General features: G+C 46.8%; 18 protein-coding genes. 15 read left to right on the top strand and 3 right to left on the bottom strand.

Going from position 1 to position 19,870, the window contains the following annotated elements; genetic code table 11:
- Positions 1-11 precede the first annotated feature (11 nt).
- From AC0VYE_RS09435 to AC0VYE_RS09490, 12 genes are all read left to right on the top strand, one after another.
- Positions 12-929 carry a cation diffusion facilitator family transporter gene (locus AC0VYE_RS09435; RefSeq protein WP_475447414.1) on the top strand — a complete coding sequence of 306 codons (918 nt, stop codon included), beginning with the start codon at positions 12-14 and terminating at the stop codon, positions 927-929.
- A gap of 32 nt (positions 930-961) precedes the next feature.
- On the top strand, positions 962-2,980 hold the full coding sequence (gene recJ / locus AC0VYE_RS09440; protein WP_475447416.1) for a single-stranded-DNA-specific exonuclease RecJ: 2,019 nt from the start codon (positions 962-964) through the stop codon (positions 2,978-2,980).
- A 22-nt stretch (positions 2,981-3,002) separates the two neighbouring features.
- On the top strand, positions 3,003-3,533 hold the full coding sequence (locus tag AC0VYE_RS09445; RefSeq protein WP_076270828.1) for an adenine phosphoribosyltransferase: 531 nt from the start codon (positions 3,003-3,005) through the stop codon (positions 3,531-3,533).
- A 198-nt stretch (positions 3,534-3,731) separates the two neighbouring features.
- Entirely contained in the window at positions 3,732-5,912 is a 2,181-nt protein-coding gene (locus AC0VYE_RS09450) for a RelA/SpoT family protein (protein ID WP_076270827.1), read from the top strand.
- A 54-nt stretch (positions 5,913-5,966) separates the two neighbouring features.
- Positions 5,967-6,410 (top strand): D-aminoacyl-tRNA deacylase, encoded by a 444-nt coding sequence (dtd, locus tag AC0VYE_RS09455; RefSeq protein WP_076270826.1) that lies wholly within the window; start codon positions 5,967-5,969, stop codon positions 6,408-6,410.
- Positions 6,411-6,502: 92 nt separating this feature from the next.
- Positions 6,503-6,673, top strand: coding sequence for a hypothetical protein (locus AC0VYE_RS09460; RefSeq protein ID WP_179089914.1), 171 nt, complete (start codon positions 6,503-6,505; stop codon positions 6,671-6,673).
- Between the two features lie 332 nt (positions 6,674-7,005).
- Complete coding sequence (locus AC0VYE_RS09465) at positions 7,006-7,158, top strand: hypothetical protein (RefSeq protein ID WP_179089913.1); 153 nt, start codon at positions 7,006-7,008, stop codon at positions 7,156-7,158.
- 187 nt (positions 7,159-7,345) lie between these two features.
- Positions 7,346-8,611: a histidine--tRNA ligase gene (gene hisS, locus AC0VYE_RS09470; RefSeq protein ID WP_076270825.1), complete on the top strand. Its 1,266-nt coding sequence runs from the start codon at positions 7,346-7,348 to the stop codon at positions 8,609-8,611.
- Between the two features lie 28 nt (positions 8,612-8,639).
- Positions 8,640-10,460, top strand: a complete 1,821-nt coding sequence (aspS, locus tag AC0VYE_RS09475; RefSeq protein WP_076270824.1) for an aspartate--tRNA ligase — start codon at positions 8,640-8,642, stop codon at positions 10,458-10,460.
- 29 nt (positions 10,461-10,489) lie between these two features.
- Entirely contained in the window at positions 10,490-11,245 is a 756-nt protein-coding gene (locus tag AC0VYE_RS09480) for a tRNA threonylcarbamoyladenosine dehydratase (protein ID WP_430057769.1), read from the top strand.
- Entirely contained in the window at positions 11,242-11,901 is a 660-nt protein-coding gene (locus AC0VYE_RS09485; protein WP_475447420.1) for a YdeI/OmpD-associated family protein, read from the top strand. The genes AC0VYE_RS09480 and AC0VYE_RS09485 overlap by 4 nt, the downstream gene beginning before the upstream one ends.
- A 193-nt stretch (positions 11,902-12,094) precedes the next feature.
- Positions 12,095-13,402, top strand: coding sequence for a replication-associated recombination protein A (locus AC0VYE_RS09490; RefSeq protein ID WP_475447422.1), 1,308 nt, complete (start codon positions 12,095-12,097; stop codon positions 13,400-13,402).
- Between the two features lie 90 nt (positions 13,403-13,492).
- On the opposite strand, the gene AC0VYE_RS09495 is transcribed toward AC0VYE_RS09490, so the two are convergent.
- Complete coding sequence (locus AC0VYE_RS09495; RefSeq protein WP_076270821.1) at positions 13,493-14,578, bottom strand: copper resistance D family protein; 1,086 nt, start codon at positions 14,576-14,578, stop codon at positions 13,493-13,495.
- Positions 14,578-15,147, bottom strand: a complete 570-nt coding sequence (locus AC0VYE_RS09500; protein ID WP_441912575.1) for a copper resistance CopC family protein — start codon at positions 15,145-15,147, stop codon at positions 14,578-14,580. Before AC0VYE_RS09500 ends, AC0VYE_RS09495 begins: the two co-directional genes overlap by 1 nt.
- Positions 15,148-15,523: 376 nt before the next feature.
- On the opposite strand from AC0VYE_RS09500, the gene AC0VYE_RS09505 reads away from it, so the two are divergent.
- Positions 15,524-16,864, top strand: a complete 1,341-nt coding sequence (locus AC0VYE_RS09505; protein WP_475447425.1) for a hemolysin family protein — start codon at positions 15,524-15,526, stop codon at positions 16,862-16,864.
- A 74-nt stretch (positions 16,865-16,938) separates the two neighbouring features.
- Here the strand turns inward: AC0VYE_RS09505 and mnmA are convergent, their stop codons facing one another.
- A complete protein-coding gene (gene mnmA, locus AC0VYE_RS09510) occupies positions 16,939-18,072 on the bottom strand; it encodes a tRNA 2-thiouridine(34) synthase MnmA (RefSeq protein WP_475447427.1) in 1,134 nt (377 codons plus the stop codon).
- Between the two features lie 201 nt (positions 18,073-18,273).
- Between mnmA and cymR the strand changes: the two genes are divergently transcribed.
- Positions 18,274-18,693, top strand: a complete 420-nt coding sequence (gene cymR, locus AC0VYE_RS09515) for a cysteine metabolism transcriptional regulator CymR (protein ID WP_054027272.1) — start codon at positions 18,274-18,276, stop codon at positions 18,691-18,693.
- A 12-nt stretch (positions 18,694-18,705) separates the two neighbouring features.
- Entirely contained in the window at positions 18,706-19,860 is a 1,155-nt protein-coding gene (locus AC0VYE_RS09520) for a cysteine desulfurase family protein (RefSeq protein WP_475447429.1), read from the top strand.
- The last annotated feature ends 10 nt before the right edge of the window (positions 19,861-19,870 follow it).

Genomic DNA, 19,870 nt, shown 5'->3' on the forward strand with positions numbered 1-19,870 from the left:
AGGAGGTATAAATGTCAACCACACAGCGATATGTAAAAGCAGAGTCCGCAAGCTGGGCCGGCTTATGGGGAAACATGCTGCTGGCTCTATTTAAAGGTGTAATAGGATGGTTGTCAGGAAGCAAAGCGCTGCTCGCGGATGCATTTCGAACAGCGGCTGAGGTCGCTGCAGGAGTTGTTGCCCTTTCAGGTTTGAGGGCAAGCCGGCAGCGAAAAATGGCAAACCCGGGTGCCAAAACGGTACCAGTAGATTTAAGAGGAGAGACGGCGACAACGATATTGTTGTCAGTCGTCCTTCTCATCGTTGGGCTCGAAATCGGTATATCTGCCATTAGAGACCTTTCTGATCGTGTAACGAGCGCTCCGCACTGGAGTGCGGCAGTGGCCATCGCGCTTGCTCTAATCGTTCAGCAGCTGTTTTTTCCATCGAAGGATCGAATGACAGGCCTTTATTGTTCAGTCGCAGCATTAGTTGGCGCAAGCGGAGCGATTATTGGTAAAATGCTGAATGTGCCGGTGCTCTATTATTTTGACCCGGCGGCAGCGATCGTTATTGCGGTCATTGTTATCGTAAACGGCTACAGAATGGCTACAGTCTTTATGCGAAAAGATGAACATAGCAAGACTTCAGAGGAAAATCCGGATGAGCTGATGCAGCTTATTCAACGTGTTGATGGAGTCATTACTGTGCAAACCTTGCGAGCGAAAGAGCATGGTCATTATGTCATTGCAGAAATGGTTATTAGTGTAAATCCACGCATTTCTGTTCTTGAGGGTCAAGAGATTGCCAAAAGGGTAAAGCAGCTCGTCATGAAACGTTTTATACATGTCACGGATGTATCGATTTTCGTTGAGCCTTATGATCCTGGTTATCCTTATAAGTCTAATCATGATCCGAATCAGGAGCAGATGCCGACACTGCTGCAATAAGAACAGCAAACAGCAGGAGAGGAGCAAGCAGCATGATTCAAAGGAAGACAAGATGGGCTGTAGCGCCATGGTCTGCTGACGACGAAGCAAAAGCGAAGGATTTGGCAGCGAATCTGAGTTTGCCGCCGCTTGTAGCGAGACTTCTTGTGCAGCGCGGCTTTGATGATACCGAAGCGGCTGAACGTTTTTTGCGAGGCGGAGTGGAGCATTTTCATGATCCCTATTTATTGCTTGGAATGGAGGCTGCCGTTGCACGAATAAAGCGAGCGGCAGCAAGCAATGAGAAAATAAGGATATATGGTGATTACGATGCGGACGGTGTTTCAAGCACATCTTTATTGGTACATTTATTTCGATCATTAAATTATGAATTTGATTATTATATTCCTCATCGTGCTTTGGAAGGTTACGGATTAAACAAAAAAGCGATTGAGCTGGCTGCTGAAGAGGGCATCGGTTTAATTGTTACGGTTGATACGGGCATCAGCGCTGTTGAAGAAATTGATTATGCGAAGCAGCTCGGGATTGATGTCGTTGTTACTGATCATCACGAGCCGCCAGAGCAAATCCCAAATGCTGCAGCAGTCGTTAATCCGAAGCAAGAAGGCTGCGCTTATCCGTTCAAAGGACTTGCAGGCGTAGGCGTTGCATTCAAGCTGGCGCATGCGCTATTAGAACGTCCTCCGCTTGAGTGGGCCGACATTGTGAGTCTTGGAACAGTAGCGGATTTAATGCCTCTTAAAGACGAGAATCGTATTTTTGTTCGCTGCGGCTTAGAACGATTGAAAAATCACGCAGGAGTAGGCTTCCGAGCGCTGGCAGAGGCTGGCGGCATTGAGCTGGACAGTATTACTGCGACAGGCATTGCTTTTGGAATGGCGCCTCGCATTAATGCAGCTGGAAGGCTCGATCATGCGAAACGTGCAGTCGAACTGCTCACAACCGACGATTATGACAATGCGATTTTGACTGCAATCGGATTGGACAGTTTAAATAAAGAACGGCAGCGCGTAGTGGAGAGTATCGTGAAGGAAGCCGAGCTGCAGTGGCAGACCAAATGCGACGATGCTGCAGCCGCGAATGCAGCACCTCCGCCAGTCATTGTGCTCTCAGGTGAAGGCTGGAACGTTGGCGTCATCGGTATCGTTGCCTCCAAACTGCTTGAACGCAATTATAAGCCTGTTATTATACTTGGGATAGATGAGCAGACAGGGATGTGTAAAGGCTCTGCGCGCTCCATAGAAGGCTTCGACCTGCATGCAGCCCTTACAGCTTGCGACGAGCTGCTCGATCATTACGGAGGACACCAGGCCGCTGCTGGAATGAGTCTTCATCGCGATCGACTATCTGAATTTGAACAGAAACTTGGCGAGCTGGCTGCTGAATGGCTGAGCGCTGACGATTGGATTCCCAAAACGTCTGTTGATCTTGTATGCTCGGTTAGCGAAGCCACTCTCGATACGATTACCGAGCTTTCACAGCTTGAGCCGTTCGGGATGGGAAATCCATCGCCAAGATTGCTGTTTCAGAAGACGGAGCTTGCAGATCGTCGTAAGATAGGCAAGGAGTCTAGACACTTAAAGCTATCGCTTGGAAGCGGCCGTCGTCTATTAGACGGTATCGGCTTCAGTATGGGAATGCTAGCAGAAGGATTAAAGCCAGGCAGCAAAATTGATGTTGTCGGCGAATTATCTGTTAATGAGTGGAATGGACAGCGCAAACCTCAGCTTCAACTGCATGATGTGCATTTTGATCCTGCAGCTGTTGAATTTCCAGAGCGAGAGCAATTCGGCAAAGTGTATCAACTGTTGAAACAGCTGGGGCAAGTTCCGCTTCAAGGATTAAATGCTCGCTTATCGAAGCAAAGTGGTTTATCCTTAGAGACGGTTGAGCTTATGCTGGCAGTATTCGAGGAGCTGCAATTTATTAACCGAGACAATGGTTTGATGCATGCAGCAGCCTCACCTCAGAAACGTGATTTAGCTACTTCTGAACGTTACCGAGAAGCAAAAGCACAATTTGAAGCAACACAAATGATAATGAATAGTTAGAAATGGAAAGGGTTGACCTCAAGTGTCCAACACACAATACAACTTCAAAGATTACATCCGGGTAATTCCTGATTTCCCGCAACCAGGTATCCGTTTCAAAGATATTACGACGCTTCTGAAAGATGGAGGAGCATATCGTGCTGCGATTGAAGAGATGCGAGTTGCCGTTCAGGATATGAAAATTGATGTCATTGCAGGACCAGAAGCTCGCGGCTTCGTAGTAGGCGCACCGCTGGCGATTGCGCTAGGCGTAGGTTTTGCTCCGATTCGCAAAAGCGGCAAGCTGCCAGGCGAGACGATTACAGCAAGCTACGACTTGGAGTATGGACAGGATAAACTGGCTATGCACAAGGATGCAATCACACCGGGCCAACGCGTACTCATTGCTGACGATCTGCTTGCAACAGGCGGAACGATCGCAACATCAATCAATTTGATTGAGCAGCTTGGCGGTGAAGTAGTAGGCGCAGCTTTTCTAATTGAACTTGCATACTTAACTGGCCGTGAGAAGCTTAAAGGAATCGATGTATTCTCACTAATGACTTACTCATAATTCAAGCAGCAAGATTGCTCTATAAAATGACCGCCTATCCCCCTTATTCGCATTTTGCGAGAAGGTCAGGCGGTTTTATTTTATTGCTGGAGGTCTCTGGTAGTTGACGCGGTACTGTGATTACAGGCATAATATTATAAAAACTCGGAAAACGCATGAATGGGATCCGCCAGGAGTGTAATCAGAAAGGGACGTTTCATGGGCATTGAGCATTTACTCGAGAAGGCATCCGCCTATATGAAAGAGCAGGACCTTATACGCATCCAGGAAGCCTATGACTTTGCGGAGCAAGCCCATCACGGACAAGTACGGAAATCGGGAGAGCCATATATTCTGCACCCCGTAGCGGTGGCGGATATTCTTGTTGATATGCAAATGGACGTGCTGTCCATTATCGCAGCATTGCTCCATGATGTCGTTGAGGATACAACTGTTGATTTGCAGACGGTGCGTGCGAAATTTGGCGAAACCTGTGCGATGCTGGTAGACGGTCTAACGAAGCTCGAAAAAATTCAATTTCGTTCTAAAGAAGAGCAGCAAAACGAAAACTATCGTAAAATGTTTGTCGCCATGGCTCAGGACATTCGCGTCATTTTAATAAAATTGGCTGACCGTCTTCATAACATGCGCACGCTGAAGTTCCAATCGGAAGAAGCGCAGCGTCGTATCGCTTATGAAACGTTGGAAATATTTTGTCCGATTGCTCATCGCCTCGGTATTTCAGCTATCAAATGGGAAATGGAAGATATTGCGCTTCGTTATTTGAACCCGCAGCAATATTACCGTATCGCCAATCTCATGAAGAAGAAGCGTGCGGAACGCGAGCAGTTTATTGACGATGTCATCTCCCGGATTACCGAGAAGCTCGAAGAAATGGGTATTGAAGGTGATATTTCTGGTCGCCCTAAGCATTTGTACAGCATTTACAAAAAAATGACTGATCGCAACAAGCAGTTTACGGAGATTTATGATCTGCTTGCTATTCGTATAATCGTTGATAATATTAAGGACTGCTATGCTACGCTCGGAATTATTCATACGCTCTGGAAACCGATGCCTGGCCGTTTTAAGGACTATATCGCGATGCCGAAGGCGAATATGTATCAATCGCTGCATACGACCGTTATAGGGCCAAATGGAGAGCCTACAGAGGTACAGATTCGTACTTGGGAAATGCATCGCACCTCAGAATACGGAATTGCGGCACATTGGGCTTACAAAGAGGGTTCGCTTGTACCAGGCGGCAACTTTGAAGATAAAATGTCATGGTTCCGAGAAATATTAGAGCTTCAGCATGAAGCGCGCGATGCGTCGGAGTTTATGGAGTCGCTAAAAATGGACTTCTTTGCCGATCTCGTATTTGTATTTACGCCTAGCGGTGAAGTCATTGAACTGCCAGCTGGTTCTGTACCACTTGATTTCGCCTACCGGATTCATACGGAAGTGGGCAATCGAACGATTGGCGCGAAGCTGAACGGTCGAATTGTGCCGCTTGACCATAAGCTCAAAACCGGAGATATCGTTGAAATATTAACGTCGAAGCATTCTTATGGACCAAGTCAGGATTGGGTGAAAATTGCGCAGTCCTCACATGCTAGAAGCAAAATTCGGCAATGGTTCAAGAAAGAGCGTCGCGAAGAAAATGTAGCAAAAGGCAAGGACCTGCTTGAGCGTGAGCTGAAGCGTTTGGGGCTTGAGCCTTCCGCATGGCTGCAGGAAGATAAGCTGCAGGAGGCTGCCGCGAAGTTTGCATTTAACGATATTGAGGATATGATGTCCGCTATCGGCTTTGGTGGAATTACGGCTGCACAAATTTGCACGAAACTTACTGAAAAGATGCGCAGAGAGGCCGAGCTGGCAAGCCAGATTGAGCTTACAAGCGAAATCAAGGAAATAAAATCGCCGGGCAATCGTAAATCACGTCCGAATCAAGGCGTGACTGTGAAGGGCATCGACAATTTGCTCGTTCGTTTTGCACGCTGCTGCAATCCTGTTCCGGGAGATGCCATTATTGGTTACATTACTCGCGGTCGCGGCGTTTCAGTCCACCGAATGGATTGTTTGAACATTCCTTTCGGCGATCAGGGCGAAGAGGGCGAACGCGTAATAGAGGTAGAGTGGGAAGATAATATCGATGCCAATTACAGCGTCGATATCGAAATAACCGGACACGATCGCAGAGGCCTTCTGAATGAAGTGTTGCAGGCTGTATCCGAAAGCAAGACGAACATTTCAGCTGTAACCGGACGTTCTGTAAAAAACAAAATGTCGCATATTCATATGACGGTGCTTATCCGCAATGTCGAGCACCTTACTTCGGTCGTTGAGAAGATCAAACGAGTGCAGGATATTTATTCTGTTCAACGGATTATGCAATAATCGTTTTGCTCTTGCCGCATTGAGATCAAAACGAATATCGGAGGTTTTTAAGCAGTGAAGGTTGTCGTTCAACGCAGTAAACAAGCAAAGGTAGTCATTGAGGGTGAAACAGTAGGTTCAATTGACTCGGGGCTTGTGCTTCTTGTAGGCATGACGCATGAGGACACAGAAGCAGATGTCAAATGGATGGCTGATAAGGTAGCTAACCTGCGTATCTTTGAGGATGAGTCAGGTAAAATGAATCATTCTATTTCAGATGTTGGCGGGCAGCTGCTTTCGGTCTCACAGTTCACACTGTATGGAGACTGCCGTAAAGGCAGACGCCCTAACTTCATGGCAGCCGCCAGACCCGAGCAAGCAGAGCAGCTGTATGATTTGTTTAATGAGACGCTTCGTTCCACCGGATTGGTCGTGGAAACGGGGCGCTTTGGTGCGATGATGGACGTGGAGCTCGTGAATTCCGGGCCTATAACGTTAATTTTGGATAGCCGTATTTAACTAAGGCAACGCGGGAAACAATATAGTGTAGGCTGTGCACGCATCATAAGAAGCTTGTACAAGCAGTATGCCATATTGGAGGTAAACCGCGAATGCACCAATCACGCAAGGAACAAGGGATGGAACGAGCATCTCGCAGACTGCTTCATTCCGATCGCAGAGAAGCTAAAATTTTTGCAGAGCTTGAGGAAGATATGGAAGCAGCGGAGGAATGGGCGGGTTTCCCGCAGCACCCGCGCCGCGATAATTCGGGTCAACTATAGCATAAGCATACCGCCGCCCAAGCCGAGAGCTCGGGCGGTTATCTTTTGAAATAAACAGCTGGAGAAAAGGGCATTTATACAAAGTCTCCATTAAAACGCTTTCGAAATTGTAATATTACTGTAATCAATCTCTAACTTTTTTTTAATATCATTGACCTATAATAGAACTCGACCCCCTTTTTAAAATATATTTTACTTTTGGACCTACAAATACGTTTTGTAGGTTTTTTTCTGCCTATTTTAAACTGGATGGCGTTGCTTGGGCAGTTCGATCTTGACTTTAATCTTAGTCAGAGGTAAAATTAGTCCTCAGTATAGATATGGATTCGTTGATGGGACAAAGTAATTCTACGCCTTATATTCAGAGAGGGACGTCACTTGGCTGCAAGCGTCCTTATATTGGCAGAATGAACAGACTTCCCGGAGAACAGACGGTGAACGGCAGATGGCAGCAAGCAATTAGGCTTGCAGCTAACGCACAGTAGCTGGACTGCGGATGACGGACGTTAACCGTCTTTGAGCGAGCCGAACGCATAGGATGCAGGCTCGAAATGTGGGTGGTACCACGGGAGATTCACTCTCGTCCCTTATGGCGCAAGCTATTAGGAACGGGAGTTTTTTGCGTTTTCCGAAATTTAACCCGTTTATTATGAGGGCAGGAGGGGTTATTCAATGGCATTTCAGAAAATGCCGGGCACACAGGATATTTTGCCTGGCGCGGTAGAGAGATGGCAGTATGTGGAGCAGAAGGCTCGGGATATTTGTCAGCGTTATAATTTCCGGGAAATTCGTACGCCGATATTTGAATCCACTGAGCTGTTTCAACGGGGCGTCGGTGAAACGACCGACATCGTTGAGAAAGAAATGTATACCTTCACAGACCGCGGCAATCGCAGTCTGACGCTTCGTCCGGAAGGAACTGCAGGCGTTGTAAGGTCTTACGTAGAGAACAAGCTGTACGGCGAGCCAGACGTGTCTAAATTGTATTATATCGGTCCGATGTTCCGTTATGAGCGCCCGCAGGCAGGCCGTTATCGCCAGCTGCATCAATTTGGCGTTGAGGCTATCGGTTCGGTTGATCCTGCTATAGACGCAGAAGTCATTGCACTTGGCTATACCTTTTATACAGAGGTGGGTCTAAAAGGCGTACGCGTAGAAATTAATTCCGTCGGCACACCGGCTGTACGTGCGGTGTTCCGCGAGCGTCTGCTTGCTTTCTTAGAGCCTAAGCGTGAGCTGCTCTGCAAGGATTGCCAATCACGGATGGATCGCAATCCGCTGCGCGTGCTTGATTGCAAGGTCGATCAAGAGCATTTTACGGATGCGCCGTCTATTTTGGACAGCCTGGACGAGGAATGCCAAATTCACTTTGATAAAGTAAAAATGTATTTGAGCGACATGGGCATTCCTTATGAAATCAATCATCGCCTCGTTCGCGGACTCGACTACTATACCCATACGGCCTTCGAATATAAGGCAGAGGGTATCGGTACGATCGATACTGTCGGCGGCGGCGGTCGCTATAACGGCCTAGTATCGGAAATCGGCGGTCCTGATCAGCCGGGTGTCGGTCTTGGTTTAGGTCTTGAAAGAACGATTTTGCTGCTTCAGCATCAAGAAACAGAATTGCCGGTTTTTAATCAAATCGATGTGTATGTGGTTGCGCTTGGCGAAGCTGCAGAGCGTGAGGTAACTAAGCTCGTTTACCAGCTAAGACAGCAAGGCATACGTGCAGAGCGCGATTATCTTGGTCGTAAAATGAAGGCGCAAATGAAGTCGGCAGACCGTCTTCAAGCTCGTTTTACCGCTATACTAGGCGACGATGAGCTTGAGCGCGGCGAGATTTCCTTGAAAGACATGACAAAAGGCGAACAGCGTGTTGTTGCACTGGATAAGCTCGCTGAAGAAATTAGTCGTTCGTTTGCTACACAAAAATAAATCTAACTAAATGAGGAGAATGAACACAATGTTGTTAAAAACACATCACTGCGGCCGCTTAACGAAAGCGGACGTCGGTCAATCAGTTATTCTAAACGGCTGGGTACAACGTCGCCGCGATCTTGGCGGTGTCCTATTTATCGATCTTCGCGATCGTTCTGGTATTGTACAAACGGTATTCAACCCGGATTTCTCAGGTGACGCACTAGCGATCGCTGACCGTGCTCGTAATGAGTTCGTCCTTGCTATTCAAGGAACAGTAGTGGAGCGCGATGCTGAAACTTACAACGCTAACCTTGCTACCGGTGAAATTGAAGTTCGTGTTACAAAAATTGAAGTGTTGAACGCTGCTAAAACGCCTCCATTCCCAATTGAGGATGGCGTAGAAGTAGACGAGTCGCTTCGCTTGAAATATCGTTACCTTGACCTGCGTCGTCCAGAAATGCAAAAAACGTTGTTGCTTCGTTCGAAAGCAGCAAAGGTTTTCCGCGATTTCCTAGACGGAGAAGGCTTTATCGACGTAGAAACACCAATTTTAACGAAAAGCACGCCTGAAGGCGCGCGTGATTACTTGGTGCCAAGCCGTGTGCATGAAGGTGAGTTTTTTGCATTGCCGCAATCGCCGCAAATCTTTAAGCAGCTTCTAATGGTTGGCGGTATTGAACGCTACTACCAAATCGCTCGCTGCTTCCGCGATGAGGATCTTCGTGCAGACCGTCAACCGGAATTCACGCAAGTCGACATCGAGACTTCTTTCCTTTCGCAAGATCAATTGCTTGCTATGATGGAAGAGCTGACAGCTAAGCTTCTGAAAGAAACAGTTGGCGTAGAGCTTGAGCTTCCGTTCCAACGTATCACTTATGCAGATGCAATGAACAAATACGGCTCCGACAAACCGGACCTTCGTTTTGACCTAGAAATTAAAGATATTACCGATATCGTTTCAACTAGCGATGTAAAAGTATTCGCAAGCGTTGCAGCAGGCGGCGGCGTTGTTAAAGCGTTGAACGCTAAGGGCTGTGCAAGCTGGAGCCGCAAAGAGCTTGATGACTTGCAGCCGTTCGCTGCTCGTTACGGCGGTAAAGGGTTAGCTTGGATCACAGTGAAGGATGGCGAATGGCGCGGGCCGATCGTTAAATTCCTTAAACCGGAAGAGATTGCTTCGCTAACTGAGCGTCTGCAAGTTGAAGATGGCGATTTGCTAACTTTCTCTGCAGATAAGAAAAAAGTGGTTTGTGATGTACTTGGCAACCTGCGCTCTAAGCTTGGTAAAGACCTCGGCCTGATTGACGAATCGAAATTCAAGTTTGCTTGGGTTGTTGACTTCCCATTGCTTGGCTGGGATGAGGATGCGAAGCGTTATGTTGCTGAACACCACCCGTTCACACGTCCAAATGAAGACGACCTTCATTTCTTCGATACGGATCCAGGCCAAATTCGCGCACAAGCATACGATCTAGTTCTGAACGGTTATGAAGTTGGCGGCGGCTCTATGCGTATTTACAAGCGTGAGGTACAAGAACAAATGTTCAAAGCGCTTGGCTTTAACGCGGAAGAAGCACAAGAGAAATTCGGCTTCTTGCTGGATGCATTTGAATATGGAACGCCTCCACACGGTGGTATTGCCTTTGGTTTCGACCGTCTGGTGATGCTGCTTACAGGCCGCACGAATTTGCGTGAGACGATTGCATTCCCAAAAACGGCAAGCGCAACAGATCTTCTCTGCGATGCGCCGTCCGAGGTCGAGCTTTCGCAGCTTGAGCAATTGCATATCCGTACAGTTCTTAAACCGAAGCAACCAGTTGCAGCGGCAGCAGCAAATGCAGCAACAGAAACTAGCGAAAAATAAGCAATCAATACGAAGGAGGCGGCGGCCGGATGCTTCACCAATTTTCACGAACAGAGCTGGCTATTGGGCCAGAGGGGCTAGCGCTAATGAAGGGGAGCACGGTTGCCGTGCTCGGCATCGGAGGCGTTGGCGGCATTGCAGCTGAGGCGCTTGCACGCACCGGAGTTGGACGTATTATTCTCGTTGACAAGGACGTTGTAGATATTACGAACGTTAATCGTCAGATTCATGCGCTCACAACGACAGTGGGGCAAGTGAAATCAGAGCTTATGCGCGATCGGATTAAGCTGATTAATCCTGAATGTGATGTCATTGCCCTGCGTATGTTTTATACGGAAGAGACGTTTGAACAGTTTTTCGAGTACCCGCTTGATTATGTTGTGGATGCGTCCGATACGATTTCGTATAAGATTCATTTGATCAAGCAATGTCTCGAGAGAAAAATTCCGATTATTTCTAGTATGGGCGCAGCGAACAAGATGGACCCGACGAAATTTCAGGTTGTCGATATTTCGCAGACGCATACCGATCCTTTAGCAAGGGTTATTCGTACTAAACTTCGTAAGGAAGGCATCAAACGCGGCGTTAAGGTAGTATTCTCAACGGAGCTGCCAATGAAGCCGCGTGAGGATGTTACGAAAAAAATCGTTCCCGAGAATGCGCCTGACATTCGCAAAGCGAAGCAGCCTCCGGCCAGCAATGCATTTGTTCCTCCGGTAGCGGGTCTGATCATGGTTAGTGTCGTCGTGAAGGATTTGCTTGCTGCTGGCGGCATTGAGGTATGAACGAAGAGCTTGTCAAAAAGCTGCGATTGATGCCGGATATGAAGGCGCTTGTCCTAAGGCCGCCTTCCGAGCATTACTTGGAGGAGCTTGGATTACAAGCAGCATCAGCAGCTATTGATGCAGATTTGCAATACGACTTTGTGCTTCTATTTGTTAACAGCTTAGCTGAGCTTGCGGAGCATGCACCAGCAGCTATCCAGGCAGTTAAGCCTGATGGATTGTTATGGATCACGTATCCCAAGGGCTCGTCTAAGGTGAAGACGGACATCAACCGAGATACGGGCTGGAAGCTGATGCTGACATTTCATGTTGAAGGCGTCGCTATGATATCGATGGATGGCACATGGTCATCTATGCGTTATCGTCCAGAAGGTGCTGCGCAAAAGAGTAAAGCTCGGCGAACATCCTCAGCAGCCGTTTCCAGCACATCATCTACTGGGTCGGCTGAAGAGCTTCCTTTTCCAGATGATCTAGCAGCAGCTTTACAGGCATCTAGTACAGCAGCAGCCTTTTTCGAAAGCAGCCTGACCGCTGCAAAGCGACGTGATTTCGTAAAGTGGATTACGGATGCGAAGCGGGAAGAAACACGCATGAAACGAGTAGCAGCAACTATCGATAAGCTGGAGCGAGGTTTAAAATCTCCATTCGATAATTAACCAATAAATAAATAGCCGTTTCTAGAGAAAGCGATTTTGCTTTTTCTGAGAATCGGCTATTTTTTTATATACCAGCCATCCCATATTCCACGATATAAACGTTGATGAGATCAGAACTCCGTGTAGATCTGGCGAACAAATGTGCTTGTATGCTATGATCGGAGTAACAGATGGCAGAAGGTTGGGGACCAGAATGGATTTATTTTCATATCAAGAGGAAGAAGCGCCTCGCGCCAGGCTGCTTGCAGATCGCATGCGGCCGCAAACATTAGACGAATATATCGGGCAAGAGCATATAGTAGGAACGGGTAAGCTGCTGCGGCGGGCTATTGAAGGCGATCAAGTGTCGTCCATTTTGTTGTATGGTCCGCCGGGCTGCGGTAAAACGACGCTTGCACATATTATATCTTTGCGGACAGCAGGCGAGTTCGTGAAGCTGAACGCGGTAGATGCTTCGGTAAAGGATGTACGTGAAGTTATCGAGCTGGCTCGCACCAACAAAGCGATGTACGGCAAGAAGACGACGCTTTTTCTAGATGAGGTGCATCGCTTTAATACAGCTAGGCAGGATGCGTTGCTTCCTGCTGTCGAGCAGGGCATTATTATTTTTATAGGGGCGACAACAGAAAATCCATTTCATCATGTGAATGGCGCTCTATTGTCACGTTCAACTTTGTTCCAGCTAGAAGCGCTTGGCGAGGAGCACGCCTATGAGGCGATGATAAGAGCACTAGCCGATCGTGAGCGGGGTTTAGGCTTTATGGACTTGCAAGTAGACGAGGACGCGCTGCGGCATATCGCTGCAATGGCTGGCGGAGACATCCGCAGGGCGCTTAATGCGCTTGAGCTGGCTGCGGTGACAACGCCGTCTGAGATGGATGGTTCTGTCCGGTTGACGCTTGAGGTGGCTCAAGAGTCTATAAGGAAGCCGTCCATACGCGCAGATCTATCTACACAATATGATGTGCTGTCGGCATTTCACAAAAGTGTAAGAGGTTCAAGCGACGCAGCGTTGTTTTGGTTTTTATATGCTGTGGAGAAGCTGGGAATGGACCCGATGACGTTTATCCGTAGACTGATTGTCGCATGCAGCGAAGATATTGGACTTGCTAATCCGCAAGCGATGATTCAAGCGGTTACAGCGATGGATGCCTATCATAAGATAGGCTGGCCTGAAGCGAAATATAACATCTCACAAGCAATTCTGTTCGCGGTAGAGAGTCCTAAGTCGAATGCTACTGCCATTGCAATCGGCAATGCAGAGGCGGCAATCGAGCGAGCAGGCGGTGCAGAGGTACCGCTGCATTTGCGCGACACCCACTACAAAGGGGCGCAGCAGCTTGGTCACGAAGGGTATCAATATCCGCATGATTTTCCGAACCATTACGTAAAGCAGCAATATTTGCCGAATACGCTTGGGGGAATGACCTTTTATAAGGCTACCGAGCAAGGGATGGAAGATAAAATAAGGCAAAATCAGCAAAAGCGCCAAGGAAAATGATAAGTTAATTCATAAAAAAACTCCTGCTAATTTGATGGAGGTAAGCTCATTTCTAAGCTTACCTCCATATTAGCAAGAGTTTTTCTTTTATTAAGCAATCGCAAACATCAGGCCGAAATAACCGAATACCACTGTCAAAATACCCATTACAAAAGCTGGCATAAGCTTATTTACGCGATACATCCAAAGCAGACCGACCGCCATTAGTGCAGCTGCCGCAAGCATGAGCAGGCACTCCATGTTCAGCGTGAATTTCAAGCTGATGTCAGGGCTGAAGTTTCCTTTGTAAATTGAAGTGAAAAATGGAGAAGGTGATTCCGATTGCAGTGTCTCCTTCACCTTATGCGGTGGTGCTTGTTGACCAAGCACACCTGTTGCTGCAAGCACGAGCAAAGCAATGAAGCTTTCTGCTTTTAGCCAGCGTCTTGGATTGAAATTCGGATTGGTTTTTGCTATTTTTTTGTATCCGAAGCCATTTGAGAAAGCAAACAGCAGCAGAGGCAAAATCAGTAGATGTTTAATCAGCAGCATCTGACCGTAGGGAAGCATCCATGAGTTTACATATTCTGGAGTTGTAAATGACATAAGCGTAATGCCAGCAAGAAGCGTTACAACAACAGATACAATGGCTACTGGCGAAAACCAACGCAGAAATGCGTTCCAATTGGCATCATCTTTGGAAAACCAACTGATCACAAACAAAATGCCGATCCATACACTGACTGCGAGAAAATGAGCAGAATGTGTAATTAAGCCTTTAAATCCATACAAGGATGAAGCATGTCCTGCATAACCCAGCCACACAATTAGCAAAAAGGTAACAAACAAAGCTACCTTAGGCATATGCTTATCGCCCCGGAATGCTTTAAGACCTAGCAGAAAAGCGAGTCCAGCTGATCCGATGGTTGTCCAAACCCACGCTTTGCCTGTATTAACATCGAGCAGGATGCTCTTTAGAATAGCGCCGTAGCTCATGTCAAAATCTTTGGCAAATACGATAGCAAGCTTATGAATAGGAACGTAGGATAAGAACGGTATTGCTACTGCGCATGCGAGCAGCAGGCCATGCGGTACATGAACGGAAGGCCTTCTGTCCTCCGGTACAAGCCGCAATAGAAAGGTGCCCGTTAAAATGGCGAAGCAAATGTATAGAAGGCCTTCGCTGATATAGATCATTATTTGCGCCTCCGCATGAATAAGAGAACTGCTGCTACGATAATGACACCGATAACGACATAAGGAGTATAGTTTGTCCCAGCATCATTAGTTGTAGCTTCACTGCTTCCTCCGTCAGTATTAGTGCTAGCATCAGGTGAAGGAGTAGGAGCCGTTGTCTCTGCTGGTGCTTCAGTAGCTGTAGCTGTTGGTTCTTCGCTTGGTTGTTCAGTAACAACAGGCGCTTCTACAGTAAACGAATAATCGCCTTCCACCGAATGACCATCCGCTCCGATAATGACCCACTTTACTGTATAAATGCCATTAGGCAAAGCAGCAGGAACTGATCCGGTCATCGTCATGCCGTCAACCTCGACCTTTTCTTTTTCCATTTCCTCGCCAGCAGCATTTAATATTTTAAAATTACTAAGCTTCTCGATCTTTGTGTTAAATGTCATCTCTATACGCTCTGGTGAGGCAGCGACCGTCGCATCTCGCGCAGGCACCGCGCTTTCTAGTTTGGAATGGGCCATCGCTACGCCCGGAACGAGCCATAGAGCGGCAAGAAAAATAAGCAATATTCGTTTCATTATTAAACCTCCTACATATTTTTGTAACGAGCCTACTTGGTAAGCTCATTGCATTATAACAGATTCCAATTCGCTGTTGCGCCAAATAAAATGATCAATTCATTGCGGCTTAGTGAACATTTGTTGAAGATCGTTTGATGTTTCCTATAAAAAACGCTTAGAAAGACTGGAAATCTGCGTATAAGTGCTAGCCTATGGCGAATAGACATAATTACAGTCTTGAGAGCGGTATGGCTCGTATGCTTTACCGTTTGACGCGGCGGTTTGTCATCTAGGAGAGATCTCACACTACACAAAGATTGCCGTATCTTTGTTCCAAAAGGAGGTGCACCTGTCATCGCATCCCGTTTCATTTCTTGCGGAGGACAGGAATCCATTGATTGACCCATTACCGACCAGCTTGTCTCTGCTGCTTATTTTTGTTTTTATCATGATGAACAGTTTTTTTGTTGCTGCCGAGTTTGCAATGGTGAAGGTAAGAGGAAGCCGCTTAGATACAATGATCGCTGATGGTGATTCGAGAGCGAAGCTTGCCATTCGTATGACAGGCAATTTAGATGCTTATTTGTCTGCGTGCCAGCTTGGCATAACGCTTGCTTCGCTTGGCCTTGGATGGGTTGGCGGTCCAGCTATTGCAAATGTGATCAAGCCTGCTATGGCTTTCATCGGCATTCGCAGTGAATGGTTTGTTCATACCTTTTCATTTTTGCTTGCCTTTATTCTCATTACGATGCTGCAAATAGTACTTGGAGAGCTGGCGCCAAAAACGATTGCAATCCGCAAAGCTGAATCCATTACGCGATTGACAGCGTTGCCGCTCGTTTGTTTTTATAAGCTTATGTTTCCCTTTATTTGGTTATTTAACGGGGTAGCCAATTTGCTTCTTAGAAAAATTGGAATTGAGCCTGTGACCGAGAAGGATTCGGCGCACACGGAGGATGAAATTCGGATTTTGATGAAGGAGAGCCACAAAAACGGTTTAATAGATAATATGGAGCTTACGCTTGTTGATAACATTTTTGATTTTGCCGAGACGAATGCGCGTGAAATTATGATACCTCGAACAGAAATGATATGTCTGAATACAAGCTGCACTTTAGCCGACAATAAAAAAATTGCACTGGAGCAAATGCTGACGCGTTATCCGGTTTGTGAGAATGACAAGGACAATATCATTGGGTTCGTGCATATCAAGGATTTACTGAAGGACACGATGCACAATCTGCAGGATATAAGGCAAATTACAAGACCGATTACAACAGTACCCGAATCGATGCAAATTAGTACACTGCTGAAGCTGATGCAAAAACGAAAGTCGCAAATTGCTATTTTGATTGACGAGTACGGCGGCACTTCCGGCTTAGTAACCCTCGAGGATATTATGGAGGAAATCGTCGGCGAAATTCAAGATGAATTTGACGAGGAACGAGAGCCTCTTGAGAAAAAAGACGACAATACCTACTCCATTAGCGGTCTCATGCTGATTGAGGAAGTCAACAGCTTCTTCAATCTCGATATCGAAACGGATGATTATGATACAATCGGGGGCTGGATGTATTCCAAAATAAACATACCTCCTGTCAACAATCAGCGTGTCGATCACGCTGGAGAATATGAATTCATTATCGAAGAGACGGATCATCTTCGGATCTCCAGGCTTCTGATTCGAAAAATTGGCGAGAGAAAAAAAGGACAGAACGGCCAATATTTTGGCTGAACATAAACGTTTTGATCAAAAGAAAAGCTGCCTAATGCATCAATAGCGGATGCTTCAGGCAGCTTTTCGTGTTGTTAGGCTTGCTTTGCGAAATCAGCAGCAGGATCGACTTTCTTAACTTTATCGATCGTGCCTCCGCCAAGGCAAACGTTGCCGTCGTAGAGCACGACAGCTTGTCCGGGTGTAATGGCTTTCTGAGGCTTGTCAAACACGATATGCGCGTTTCCATCTTCGCCAATCGTTACGCTGACGCCTTGATCTGGCTGGCGATAACGGAATTTGGCGGTGCAGTGGATGGTATCTCCGCTGGTTACAGGCAGAATCCAGTTCATGCCAGTTGCCGTCAAGCTCTCTGAGTATAGGCTAGCATGCTGCTCTCCCTGTACAACATAAAGAATGTTTTTCTCCAAGTCCTTGTCTGCTACGAACCAAGGCTCGCCGGAACCTGATCCGCCAATGCCAAGTCCTTGGCGTTGGCCGAGCGTGTAATACATCAGCCCGTCGTGACGACCTTTTTTCTCGCCGTTTCTAATATCAATCATATCGCCGGCTTGAGCGGGAAGATAGCCGCTAAGGAAGGTTTTGAAATTGCGCTCCCCAATGAAGCAAACGCCTGTGCTGTCTTTTTTCTTAGCGGTATAAAGGCCAGCTTCTTCAGCAATACGGCGTACTTCAGGCTTCGGCAAATGCCCAATCGGGAACATCGCTTTAGCCAGCTGCTTCTGATTAAGGGCACTAAGGAAGTACGTCTGATCTTTATTTGAATCGACTCCGCGAATGAGCTTCGTTGTGCCATCCTCGGTACGTTCTACTTGGGCATAATGGCCTGTTGCCAAATAATCCGCTCCAAGCTCCAAAGCGCGCTGCAGGAAGTCGCCAAATTTAATCTCGCGGTTGCACATAACGTCTGGGTTAGGCGTACGTCCGCGCTTGTACTCATCTAGAAAATAAGTGAATACCTTGTCAAAATATTGCCGTTCAAAATTCACGGTATAGTAGGGAATGCCAATTTGTTCACATACACGGCGTACATCTTCAGAATCCTCTTCCGCCGTGCAATGACCGAATTCATCGGTATCATCCCAGTTTTTCATAAAAATGCCGACAACGTCATACCCTTGCTGCTTTAGCAGCAGTGCAGTGACGGAAGAATCGACGCCGCCTGACATCCCGACGACAACTCTTGTCGAAGCTTTTGGTTTTTCCATCGTAAACACCACCTTGCTTGAATCAAACATTTATTATTGTAACATAGGCTGCAAACTTTTTCATGAAGATGTCAACCTTTTTGCACACTCCGCCCGCTCGATATGTTAACATATAAGTGAAATGGGAATACAGAGAATTAACAACCAATGAGGAAGACACAATCATAATTCAATACTAAAAACAATAAAAGAGGTGCCACTTTGAAAATATCGACGAAAGGCCGTTATGGCTTAACAATTATGATGGAGCTTGCGGCTAAATTTGGTGAAGGCCCGACTTCGCTCAAGAGTATCGCTGAACGAAATCAGCTTTCCGAGCACTATTTGGAGCAGTTAGTAGCACCCCTTAGAAATGCCGGCCTTGTGAAAAGCATTCGCGGAGCTTATGGCGGCTATATTTTATCGAAGGATCCGGAAACGATTACGTCTGGGGATATTATTCGAATTCTTGAAGGCCCGATTTCGCCTGTAGACTTTACAGAAGAAGATGATCCGGCTAAACGTCAGCTTTGGCTGCGCATTAGAGACAGTATTGCAGAAGTATTAGATTCGACTACGCTTGCAGATCTAATTAATTTCGAAGATGCTGGCAAACCTGATAGCTATATGTTCTATATTTAAGGAAGCCGACCTATGACAAATCATTATTTTGATCATGCCGCCACTACACCTATGCATCCTAAAGTCATCCAAGCGATGCTTGAGGTAATGCAAGGCTCCGGCGGCAATTCGTCTAGTATGCATGCTTTTGGAAGAGCGGCCAAGCATCAGTTAAATCGATCACGAGATCTCATTTCAGCAGCAATTGGCTGCAAGCCGGGACAATTATTATTTACCTCAGGTGGAACGGAAAGCGATAATGCCGCTTTGATTGGGGCTGCTAGAGCACAGCGTAAACGAGGCAAATCACATATTATAACTTCAGCGGGTGAACATCACGCTGTTCTTCATACATGCGAATGGCTGGTTAAGGAAGAAGGTTTCTCCCTAACCGTACTACCTATTGATAGCTTTGGACGAACATCACCAGAGCTTGTTCAAGAAGCCATGACCCCAGAAACAGGCCTTATTAGCATCATGCATGGAAATAACGAGGTTGGAACGATTCAGCCGATTGAAGAAATAGGGCGCATAGCTAGAGCTGGCAGTGCTGTTTTTCATGTTGATGCTGTTCAAGCTTTGGGCTCATTCGAGTATAGGCTCAATGAGCTGCCAGTCGATTTGATGAGCTTCTCCGCCCATAAGATTAATGGTCCTCAAGGTGTTGGGGCACTTTATGTGGCTAATGGTACTCCGATTGACGCTCTTCAGCATGGTGGATCCCAAGAGAGAAAGCGACGTGCAGGGACAGAAAATATTGCGGGGATCGTCGGGTTTGCTGCCGCAGTTGACATTTGTGTGAACGAGCGAGAAAATAAGCAACTTTTTATGGACGAGCTTCGTAAGAGATGGATAGAACTGCTTCACAACCATGTTGAAGTGCCTATCGTTATAAATGGCTCGGAGCAGCACTATTTGCCGCATATCGTAAATATCAGCTTTATTGGTGTCGATACGGAAACGATGCTTATGAATTTGGATATGGAAGGTATCGCAGCAGCAAGCGGTTCTGCTTGTACCTCCGGCGCGCTTGAACGGTCACATGTACTTCGAGCAATGCAATTGCCCGAGGAACAAATTAATTCTGCTGTAAGATTTAGCTTTGGTTTGGGGAATACTTTGGAGGAATTAGAAGATGCCGCACAAAAAGTTGGAACAATCGTGAGGCGTATTCGTAATAACTACTAGGAGGACTCCA

Source organism: Pristimantibacillus sp. Z349TD_6, assembly GCF_056173205.1.